The organism is Neorhizobium sp. DAR64872/K0K18, assembly GCF_050500175.1.
GTDB classification, from domain to species: domain Bacteria; phylum Pseudomonadota; class Alphaproteobacteria; order Rhizobiales; family Rhizobiaceae; genus Neorhizobium; species Neorhizobium soli.
This window is the reverse complement of record NZ_CP191446.1, coordinates 1,504,292-1,513,362: the sequence shown is the minus strand read 5'-3', so window position 1 is coordinate 1,513,362 and position 9,071 is coordinate 1,504,292. Positions and strand designations below refer to the sequence as shown.

At 60.3% G+C, this 9,071-nt stretch carries 16 protein-coding genes and 1 tRNA gene; 2 read left to right on the top strand and 15 right to left on the bottom strand.

Going from position 1 to position 9,071, the window contains the following annotated elements; genetic code table 11:
- Positions 1-203: 203 nt before the first annotated feature.
- Genes ACQY1P_RS12895 through ACQY1P_RS12875 form a run of 5 tightly spaced genes read right to left on the bottom strand, consistent with a single transcriptional unit; the run spans position 204 to position 4,958 of the window.
- Positions 204-902: a hypothetical protein gene (locus tag ACQY1P_RS12895; RefSeq protein WP_430256540.1), complete on the bottom strand. Its 699-nt coding sequence runs from the start codon at positions 900-902 to the stop codon at positions 204-206.
- On the bottom strand, positions 895-1,317 hold the full coding sequence (locus tag ACQY1P_RS12890; protein ID WP_430256539.1) for a hypothetical protein: 423 nt from the start codon (positions 1,315-1,317) through the stop codon (positions 895-897). The genes ACQY1P_RS12895 and ACQY1P_RS12890 overlap by 8 nt, the downstream gene beginning before the upstream one ends.
- Positions 1,318-1,319: 2 nt before the next feature.
- The gene (locus ACQY1P_RS12885; protein WP_430256538.1) at positions 1,320-3,128 is read right to left on the bottom strand and encodes an anti-CBASS protein Acb1 family protein; all 1,809 of its coding nucleotides are present in this window, start codon (positions 3,126-3,128) and stop codon (positions 1,320-1,322) included.
- 8 nt (positions 3,129-3,136) lie between these two features.
- Positions 3,137-4,663 (bottom strand): phage terminase large subunit, encoded by a 1,527-nt coding sequence (gene terL / locus ACQY1P_RS12880; RefSeq protein WP_430256537.1) that lies wholly within the window; start codon positions 4,661-4,663, stop codon positions 3,137-3,139.
- The gene (locus ACQY1P_RS12875) at positions 4,563-4,958 is read right to left on the bottom strand and encodes a hypothetical protein (RefSeq protein ID WP_430256536.1); all 396 of its coding nucleotides are present in this window, start codon (positions 4,956-4,958) and stop codon (positions 4,563-4,565) included. Before ACQY1P_RS12875 ends, terL begins: the two co-directional genes overlap by 101 nt.
- Positions 4,959-5,072: 114 nt before the next feature.
- On the opposite strand from ACQY1P_RS12875, the gene ACQY1P_RS12870 reads away from it, so the two are divergent.
- Positions 5,073-5,432 (top strand): hypothetical protein, encoded by a 360-nt coding sequence (locus ACQY1P_RS12870; RefSeq protein ID WP_430256535.1) that lies wholly within the window; start codon positions 5,073-5,075, stop codon positions 5,430-5,432.
- A gap of 40 nt (positions 5,433-5,472) precedes the next feature.
- Here the strand turns inward: ACQY1P_RS12870 and ACQY1P_RS12865 are convergent, their stop codons facing one another.
- The 10 genes from ACQY1P_RS12865 to ACQY1P_RS12820 form a co-directional block, all read right to left on the bottom strand.
- Positions 5,473-5,808 (bottom strand): hypothetical protein, encoded by a 336-nt coding sequence (locus ACQY1P_RS12865; protein WP_430256534.1) that lies wholly within the window; start codon positions 5,806-5,808, stop codon positions 5,473-5,475.
- The gene (locus ACQY1P_RS12860; protein WP_430256533.1) at positions 5,805-5,927 is read right to left on the bottom strand and encodes a hypothetical protein; all 123 of its coding nucleotides are present in this window, start codon (positions 5,925-5,927) and stop codon (positions 5,805-5,807) included. The genes ACQY1P_RS12865 and ACQY1P_RS12860 overlap by 4 nt, the downstream gene beginning before the upstream one ends.
- Before the next feature lie 61 nt (positions 5,928-5,988).
- A tRNA-OTHER gene (locus tag ACQY1P_RS12855) sits at positions 5,989-6,060 on the bottom strand.
- Positions 6,061-6,064: 4 nt separating this feature from the next.
- Positions 6,065-6,688 (bottom strand): hypothetical protein, encoded by a 624-nt coding sequence (locus tag ACQY1P_RS12850; protein WP_430256532.1) that lies wholly within the window; start codon positions 6,686-6,688, stop codon positions 6,065-6,067.
- A 2-nt stretch (positions 6,689-6,690) separates the two neighbouring features.
- A complete protein-coding gene (locus ACQY1P_RS12845) occupies positions 6,691-6,870 on the bottom strand; it encodes a hypothetical protein (protein ID WP_430256531.1) in 180 nt (59 codons plus the stop codon).
- Complete coding sequence (locus tag ACQY1P_RS12840) at positions 6,867-7,319, bottom strand: hypothetical protein (RefSeq protein ID WP_430256530.1); 453 nt, start codon at positions 7,317-7,319, stop codon at positions 6,867-6,869. Before ACQY1P_RS12840 ends, ACQY1P_RS12845 begins: the two co-directional genes overlap by 4 nt.
- The gene (locus ACQY1P_RS12835) at positions 7,316-7,891 is read right to left on the bottom strand and encodes a terminase gpP N-terminus-related DNA-binding protein (RefSeq protein ID WP_430256529.1); all 576 of its coding nucleotides are present in this window, start codon (positions 7,889-7,891) and stop codon (positions 7,316-7,318) included. Before ACQY1P_RS12835 ends, ACQY1P_RS12840 begins: the two co-directional genes overlap by 4 nt.
- On the bottom strand, positions 7,888-8,103 hold the full coding sequence (locus ACQY1P_RS12830) for a hypothetical protein (protein WP_430256528.1): 216 nt from the start codon (positions 8,101-8,103) through the stop codon (positions 7,888-7,890). Before ACQY1P_RS12830 ends, ACQY1P_RS12835 begins: the two co-directional genes overlap by 4 nt.
- Entirely contained in the window at positions 8,100-8,462 is a 363-nt protein-coding gene (locus ACQY1P_RS12825; protein WP_430256527.1) for a hypothetical protein, read from the bottom strand. Before ACQY1P_RS12825 ends, ACQY1P_RS12830 begins: the two co-directional genes overlap by 4 nt.
- Positions 8,459-8,761, bottom strand: coding sequence for a hypothetical protein (locus tag ACQY1P_RS12820; RefSeq protein ID WP_430256526.1), 303 nt, complete (start codon positions 8,759-8,761; stop codon positions 8,459-8,461). Before ACQY1P_RS12820 ends, ACQY1P_RS12825 begins: the two co-directional genes overlap by 4 nt.
- Positions 8,762-8,829: 68 nt before the next feature.
- Between ACQY1P_RS12820 and ACQY1P_RS12815 the strand changes: the two genes are divergently transcribed.
- Positions 8,830-9,045, top strand: coding sequence for a hypothetical protein (locus ACQY1P_RS12815; RefSeq protein ID WP_430256525.1), 216 nt, complete (start codon positions 8,830-8,832; stop codon positions 9,043-9,045).
- Positions 9,046-9,071: the final 26 nt, after the last annotated feature.

Below are 9,071 nucleotides of genomic sequence, written 5' to 3'. Positions count from 1 at the left end.
TGATGGCGTATGAGCTGCCGATGGCCAGAAGAGGCGCGTTCAGCGAGACTGTGATCTGGCCGGCAACATTGCAGGCGCAGTCGAGGATGGTGTAGCCGGGCGGACGTCCGGCGACTGCCGCGGCACCGTTGAGCCGGTAGCTGCGGGCGAATGCGATGTAGCGCTCTCCAACGACTGTGCCGGCGAGCGAGACGGTGATCTCTCTAATCCCAAGAGCGATTGCGATGGCTGCTGTTTGGCCTACGACGACCGGCCCGACGAGAGTGGCGCCAGATGCGCCGGTATTCGCCCTTTACCCCCTGCGCGCCAGTGTCGCCCTTGAGACCTTGCGGCCCCTGTGCTCCTGCAGCGCCGGTATCACCTTTCGCGCCGGCGGGTCCCGTAGCTCCATTCTGGCCAGTAGCTCCGGTGTCACCTTTGGAGCCTGCGGCTCCGATAGAACCTGTATCTCCCTTGGCTCCTGTCGGACCAGCAGGACCAACAGCGCCAGATGGGCCTTGTTCGCCTCGCAGACCAGTATCACCGGTATCTCCCTTGTCGCCCTTCAATCCCTGTGTGCCTTGATCGCCTTGCTGTCCCTTGAGCGAAGCAAGGAACGCGGCGCGCGAGCCGGAATGCCCTTGCTCAAGCCAGATGGTGAAGGCGTCCTTGCCGTCGATGCCCGGATCGCCCTTTGGCCCTTGCGTTCCGGCAGCCGATCCGCCTGCAGGGCCGCGGACGTCAACGGCTTCCGAGATATCGGAGACGTACCCGTTCGGACCCATGAAGGAGCCGTTCATTGATGCCGGCGGGACGATCGTAGACCCGACGACCTGGAACACTGTCCGCTGACCATCCTGCACGAGGCGAACGATCGGCATGCGAACGATCATGGGCTCCTGTGGTGGAATGGTCTCAGGCATCGTAAGCCTCACCAGTCGTCGAGTAGAGCGCGGCCCATCGCTTGCCGGCCGAGCCACACCATACGCTTACGGCGCCCTCTGGCAGCATGCCGAGCGCTTCGAACGAATAGCCGCGGCCTGCGTCCATCGGGTAGCCAATGCCGTCGCCTGCCTCACCATCGGTGCGGAAGTACATCTTGGTGTCGCTGTCGTTCCGAATCGTCAGCCCGGTCCGGTTCGCGTCGGCTGGAACGATGTCCCATGATCCTGCTACTGACATTCCCCACCGCGTGCGCACCGGGCGCGCCGTGATCTGGATCGCGCCGGTGGGCTGGCCATCGGGGCCAACTGCAACGACAAGATCAGCCTCGCGCGGACGACCGTCTGAACTGCGGTAGCTGACGACGTCTGTTCCGGGGATAGGTTCGGCCGACACGATCAGTCCTCCTTAAGCTCTTCGAAGATCTCCGGCCCCAGCACGATCTTGCCCCGATAGGGCTCGACCTTCGACAGATCGACGTCGCCGCCGACCTGGATGCTGATATGCGGCTGATAATCAGGCCAGTCCCATGTTGCCCCAGCCTCGACCATAGCGCGATGGCGCCACACGAGTTCCGATGCGGTGATCAGCAGAACTTTATATTTCCCATCGTCGCCAAACCCTTCCATCTGACGCGGTCCGCCGGGACCGATTTCAAGCCGAGGCGACCAGCTTTCGCCCATTTCAAACCAATCGACAGGCGTCTTGCTATAGGCAATCGTGACATGGAGATCCGGCACGACATCCGTGAACCCCTGCCCTTCGGCCCACTTGACGATGTCGGCCCGGTTGATGACGTCGCGGCGGACGTAGAGCGTCCGTGGAGCGGCGTCGTTCGCTGCCTGCTGCATCCGCACCACGTTGTTGGCGTTCGGCTGTTGCGCTGCTGCTGAAGCGGCAAGCTCGGCCTCCGATGGCTCTTGCTCGCCGATCTCACCAAATTCGTCGACTGCATCCTCAAGCCCTGGCAGTACGCCATCCTCGACGAGGCGATTGACCAAGGCGCGCGACACAGCGTCTCGAACGATGATCTCCTGCCCCGTCCCGCTTCCGACCAGCTGGCGAGCAGCGTCTGCAGTAAGCTTGAAGATATCGGCCCGCTCCTTCTCGCTCATCTGCTCGAGCGGCGCCCAGACCGAATGGACTTCCGCAGGGCGAGAACCGAGGGCTGACCGGATCAGGCACTCATCAGCGATCTGAAGCGCCGGCGAGATCTCCAGCTCCTGGATCGACTGGATCCGGTCGTGGTAGTTCTTCATGTCCGAGGTGCCGGTCGCGCTCATGCCCGCCGGCGACTGACCAAGCAGGCGCGTAACCGGGATATCAGCAGCGCCAGAGACGATCTGCATGAATGCCATGAGGATGTCGGTCAGACCTGCGAGCTGCGCGCCCTTGGTCTCGTATTCCTCTTCCTTGTCGAGGAGCAGCGTGCCGTTGATGCCCTTCGACATGTTGGCCAGCGTGTAGCGCTCGATGATCTTCGCCTTGTACCGCTCGTCGCCGAGCGAGGCCATGAAGTTCGGGATGCGGATCACGTCGACCTTCGCCTCGAACACAAGCGATGCGATGTTGCCGGCCGTGCTGTCAGCGTTCTTGATGGCATCGAGCGTTGCGGTGAGGACGCTGTCGCCCCATCCATCCAGCGCATTGAACGTCATCAGGCTGTCGGGCTGGCGCGCTCCCACGAACAGGATCAGACGCGACGGATGGATTCGCACCATCACGTTGGCGCCAGTCACCTCGTAGTAGGATGGCTTGCCATGATACGGGCTTGTCACGTCCTGCTCGATCGGGCCAGCCGTCATGTCGCGGCGAGACAGCACGGTGAGGTACTTCAGGCCAGCCTTGCCCACCTTGCTCAGATCAAGCGGTTCAGCCGGGTTGGCATCACCAGTACCGATAAAGATCGCAGAGCCTCCGAACAGGCGCGCCTTCGTCAGCGCGTCGAGCACCTTGCCCTTGTAGTTCAGCCGGATCTCTTCCGCCTCGATCAGCTCGATGTCGATCGCTTTGGCCTGCCAGTCGCGCCATTTGCGGCAGCTGTCCAAAGCCGGGATGTCGACGATCTTGCGCGGGAGCCATGAGCCCCGATAGGCGGCAAGTGCCTGCTCATCAGTCATCGTCGGGTGCGTGTAGAAGACCGTCGCGGCCTTATCCCGCTCGGTGCCCATGCGGGACACGAGACTGGTCAGGCTGTCGTTGATCATCGCGGTCCTCAGATGTTGTCGAGAGTGAAGGTGGAGCCCAGCGCCAGCTCATTGAGAGCATCGGCGAAGGCGTCGACCTGGTCATCGTGTTGGGCGTTCGGGAACGAGCAGACCTCATCGAGGAAAGTATCGTTCCATCTGCCGCGGATCAGTTTCACATTGCCCGCTTCCGCCTGGGCAGATGCTGGCTTGGCTCTCACCGACTTCTCACCGGTGGGCCGGATTGCCTTGACGTTGTAGCCGCTGAGCAGCTTGATCTTCGTGGCCGCATCGGACTTGCCGGCGGCGCCTGGGTCTTCCGGCATCCTGATCCGGACATCCAAGCCGTCTTGGCTGGCCGTGCTCTTAAGGTTGCGCTCTACATCGGCCGGAGACCAGCGATCGCGGATCACGTTCTCGATGTAGAAGGTTCCAGCATGGAAGGCCATCTTAAGCCCTACCGTCCAATCTGGCTGCTTGCCTGGCTTCGGCTGCGTTGCCGCGAAGTCCCAAGCCCTGCACCTGATGGCGCCGGCCGGAACCGCATCGACGACCTCGAAGTCACCACGCTGGAACATACCCCCCGATCGAGGGGCAGGTCGCTGCTGCAGCTGGCCGGCGACCGCATAGGAGCCCATCGGGATCTTATCGCGCTCGACCACCTCCCGAGGGAAGCGAGCCGGGAATAGAAGCTCACCGTCTTCCGTGCGTGGGTCGGTGAACCCGATGCCAGTCGAGCAAGCCCTGTCAGGCTCAAACTCCATCGGGAGCATCAGATGCGTGTAGCCCAGCCCCAGCTTGAGTATCTGCCCGGAGACATCTTCCTCGTGAAGGCGCTGCATGATGACGATGATCGCCGACCGGATAGGGTCGTTCAACCGGGTTGGCACACTCTCCCGGAAGATGCGTGCCGTGTTTGTTCTTTCTGCCTCGGACTCCGCCGTCTCTGTCGAGTGCGGGTCATCGATGATCACCCGATCGCCGCGGCCACCCGTCAGGCTGGCGAAGGGGACGCCTTCACGAAACCCGGTCTTGGTGTTGGAGAAGGAGCTTTCCCCGGCCCTGACAAGCTCGACCTCAGGCCATAGAGCCCGATACCACTCCGACTGCACCAGATCGCGCATACGGCGGCTGTCGCGCTTGACGTACTTCTCCGCATAGCTGGTCGTCAGATACCGGAGAGACGGGCGCCCCATCGGGCCCCATTCCCACGCCGGCCACAAGACCGATGTCAGCAGCGACTTCATTGTCCCCGGTGGGACGTTGATCAGCAGCCGGTTGATCCGGCCATCCGTTATCGCTTCCAGATGGTCGCAGATCGCGTCCAGATGCCAGCCGTGGACGAATGTCGAGCTAGGCTCCACAACATGCCATGCTTCACGAACGAAGCCAGCCAGGGTCTGGCAGCGCGCCCGTATGCGCTCCGCATCCTTGGTGACCCGTTCCCGCTCCGCTTCAGCTTGACGCCTCGCCTTCTCCGCTCTGATCGCTTTCATCATCGTCGCCGGGTCCACCGGCAAGCGGACCGAAGAGAGCTTCGAGGCGGTCGAGGTCATCTGCGCTCACGTTGGTCAGATCGACCGTTGAGATTGGAGCGCCACCGGGACCGGAGTGCTCATGCGATTGTTTCGCCTTTCCATAGGCGCGATCGAGGAGAGCGTTGGCAGCGGCAACCCGTGCGCTTTCGCTCTCCCCCTTTTTGGCGATATCGACCAAGGCCTTCAGCGCCACAGAGGTGTGCTCACGCGCGAGATCGGACAGCGTGGCCTTGTGTGCCTTCGTTGCCCTTGACGCAGCTCCTTGAGGCCGTCCGGCGCCTTCACGCTTGCCTCCGCGTTGTCCAGCCTTCATTTGAATTCCAATTGATTTTCCCGCCCGAAATCAAACGGGCTGTGGATAGCTGTGGTTAAGTCGTCGCCAGCAGAACGCCGCTTGATGGATTCGATCAAGTGTAGGAGTTTCTGGGTGCAACTTGAGAAGGAGAACTACATGTCTGCAGCTTTTTATATCGTACAATACCAAGCCGCCATGACGGGAGGGCTAGGCGTTTACATTGGCAATGGGATCATCGCTGGTGTCGACGTAGCCAACATCCGATACGACGGACATTACACAGAAGCTTCCGACGGCACCCTGAGCGGGACCGTCATGATCAAAGCGCCTGCGTCAACCCAACTCGTCACCGGCGCCACCCTACCGGCAAATCACCCACTGGATGTCCCTTTCTCCATCCCGTCGGGATTTGGAGATGGTAGGCCTGTCCAGTTCATGATTGCTGGTCAGCCGGTCACTGCCAGCTTTGAAAAGCTGAGAGACCTACCTTAACCAAGCTGGTAGCCCGGGGCACTTCATCCTGCCTCGGGCTCTACGCCGCCTTAGGCGAATGATCCTGGAATGCGGTCTCTTTTCCGACGAACGTCGTGTTGATCGCATACGCGCGCTCTGGGAGCGGATTGCCGTAGATGCCGTCTAGTTCATCGCACTTGGATGCGAGGGACTGCAGCCATTCTGGGCAGGACCCGGTTGCGCGGATGATGTTGACTCGCATGCCGATGATGGCTCCGACCAGAACGCGAAGCTTGGCTCTATCATCGCACTGGGATTGGCTCATGAATCGATCCGGCGACCACTGGCCTTGGTTGACGCGGCGCTGGGCTTCCTCGACGAACTCGTCGTCGGAGATGGTGGACCAGTCTGTCATAGTCCGTCTCTTGAGACGAACACGCGGTTGCCGAGAACGTAGATCCAGATGATCAGCCAATGCGCAAAACGGCCATACCACGTCTTAGGCTTGGTGCGGTTTGGGCACTCATCAACCATCACTCTCTCCTGAAACGAATGAACCCGCCCTGCAGATTTACAGGACGGGTTCTTGAATGATTGGAGCGGGCAGTGAGAGTTGAACTCACCTTAGCGGCTTGGAAGGCCGGTGCATCGCCTCGATGATACCCGCTTATCTATGCGGCCTGTTTACGCTTGGCCTCGCGTTGTCTCCGACGTTCGTTCTGTTCGTCTGCCCAGCTGAAGTCCCGAAGGTCTGCATCGAACCCGCAAACCGGCTTGCTTTCGTCTGGGCGCCAAACTCCGATTATGTCCCTTTTATCCCCGATTTGATGGGTGTTTGTAAAGTCCGGTTCTGGCGTGTTTTGGTTATGCTGCAATGGCTTGCGGTCGAAAGCTCGCAAAATACATTCGATTGCCGCTGATTTCCGCCAATCTCCGAGCTGTCTGCTGATGCCTTCTTCCTGTCGGCACCACTTGGCGAAGGACTTGCCACCGGCTTCCGATCGGGACCAAGCCCAGAGCGCCCGACGCTGCTTCTCGTTGGAGACGAGCTTGATCATCTCCATGGCAGCTTGCCATATGCCCATGTCGTTCGTGGTGTTCCGCAGGTTCTTCGGGTCGAGCCATGCCCAGTTCGCGTCCCGCTTGTCCTCGGAAAACCAACCGTTTATATCCGCCGTGTCGTGCACATAGCCGTTGTTCATGGCCTTGAGACCTGATGGGCGGGCGGTGTTAGGCAGCTTCTTGTCTGCTTCTGCCGCCCGAATGAAGATCTCGGTGATTTGCGCCTCGTTCATGCTCACTCCTCACCCATGCTTGGGATGGTCTTGTCCTCAGGAAACTCAACACGCGCCTTCAATAGCCTATCTTCCAGAACAAGAATACGATCTGCCATCATGAGCATCGCCATATGATAGCTGCCGCCTCGGTCGTGCGCGGACTGCAGATAGGCTCGGATCATCTTGTCATCAGTCCTCATGCGTTCATCCTCCTATCGTCGAGAAGATCTTGTTGCCTATTTGCGAAGACCCGGCAGGCCCTCTCCCATATCAACCCCACCAACGCGGCTCTTTTGTTGGTGATCCCCTCTAAGCCAAGGCACCAGAGCTGCAGCCTGCCGACAGGCACCCGATCGAAGAAGGAGAGGAACCGATCGACGTCGTTCTCCATCAGGGCCGGATAGTTCTTCTTGAACGCCAGGATGATGTCGCTGGTAGCCCATAAGCCCGTCTCGTCGAGCGCTGTGTTGTTGTTGGCTGTCTCAACTAGCGTCATGATGACGAAGCGAGCGTGCGGGGCTCCATGGCGGCGCCTGATGCGATCCACGGACGCCACCGCTCTTGTCTGGCCATGCTTCGGCACGACGTTCTTGGGGACGATCTCGACGCCGAACTCTGCAAGGATTGTCTCGGCTTCGGGATAGCTCATTTGCCCTTAGCCTTCCTGACTGGCCGTACTCGGTCGGGCCATTGCTCTCGACGCTTCATGGTCGTGACCGTGCTTCTGTTGACGCCGATGATCTCGGCTATCTCGGCGATTGTAAGGTCTTGATCGTAGAGCTCTCTGGCTCTCGTGGTCCTCGCCATGAGGTCTCTTGCCGGCGGTGGTCGCTTCGGTATCGTGCCAAGCGTAAAGTGGATGGACGAGTGGTCTCGGTTGAAGATCGCGCCAATCCTCGGGAGCGACAGGGTCGGGTACTTTTCCATGACTGCGAGGATAACAGTGCGACGGTTCTCGACGCCGAACCGATCAAGTCTGCCGACGGACGAGACCTCTTCGTATGTCGTTCCGAGAAGCTCGCATTGATGGCGAATGAAGTCGAGCGGGCCGAAGAAGTCATCGCGGACCAGCAGGGCTTGTTTCTCCGCTTCCACCGCCTTGGCCTTGCGCATGTCCGATGCGATGTTGACCACCTTCGGCTTGCCGTAGCAGGCCACACGAGCGGCTCTGGCGCGATCGTAGATCTCGGCGGTAGATGTGCACGGCTGGACGTGGATCATGGCTGCACTCCATGCTTCTTGAATGCTTCGAGATAAGAGATTGTGTCGCGCAAGCACCGGCGCTCGAGTTCGAGGTCTTCGATCCACTGGTCCTGTTCGGCTTCGGTGATCAGCTTGGTCGTTGTGTCAAGCTTCTCCATCCGCTTGATCTCTTCGTCGTAGAAGGGGGCGCGGGACTTGTTGTAGGCGATCAGCTCGTCGATCCGGCTCATGCTGCACCGCCACGCTCACCGGCCTTTAGGGGCTTTGGAGCAGCCGCCAGCATCGCCGGCCATGCGAGCCGGAAGAGATCCTTTGGCATTACGCTGTACCAGCGCTGATCGTGATAGGGCGCGACCCGTTTAATCGCCGCGAGTTCCATTTCTTCAGTCGCTACTACCGGGACCAGCATCTGCCCGTGCGCTTTCGACGGGCATGCGGTGAACTCCTTGAGCGCGATGATGAAGCTCTCGCGCATCGTCTCACGGTGCCCGTGCAAGAATCGGCGGCTATCGAAAAGCGACCATGCCTCGTCTGCTGTCATCGGCTGTTCGCGCTTCGACGTCTCGTTGCTCGTCGTCGTCTCGCTCATGCCCGCTCTCCGATCGTCTGAACCTGGACCACGCGGCCACCTCCAAGAAACAGCTTGTCTGCCTTCTCCCGCCGTGCCTGCTTGAGGGTGGTTGCTCCCGCCTCACCAGCGACGATCGGGAAATTCAGATACCGAAGCAGATGGTTGGCGCAGGCCTTCCATGCGGCTTGCTCGGTCGGATAGATGACCGGCTTGTCGCCTTCACCCATCAATGGCTTCGGATGGCTGTCGCGGGCGAAGCGCATCATGACGCGAAAGCCGCCTGGGACTGGCTGCGGATAGGCTGAGTATTTGTTCATGCGTAAATCTCCCCTTGACTGTGTAGGGCCAATGGTCCTATATTCGGGTCAAGCAAAGGAAACCGAACATGACCCTCTACTTCACCCTGACTTCCGAAGATCGCGTCCTCGCCATCCACCAGAGCATTGCCGAAGCCCGCACCTTCGTGGCTGGCTGGGCTGATCGCTCCGGCGCTAACCGCACTGCTTCCCGCATCGTCTCGGCCCTGCGTGAATCCAAGTGCATCTATGCCCGCACTGACCGCTTCAAAGCGAAGCTGGCCATTGAGGAATTTGCCCTGTGAGCAAAGAAGAGTTGGAGCAGCGCGCC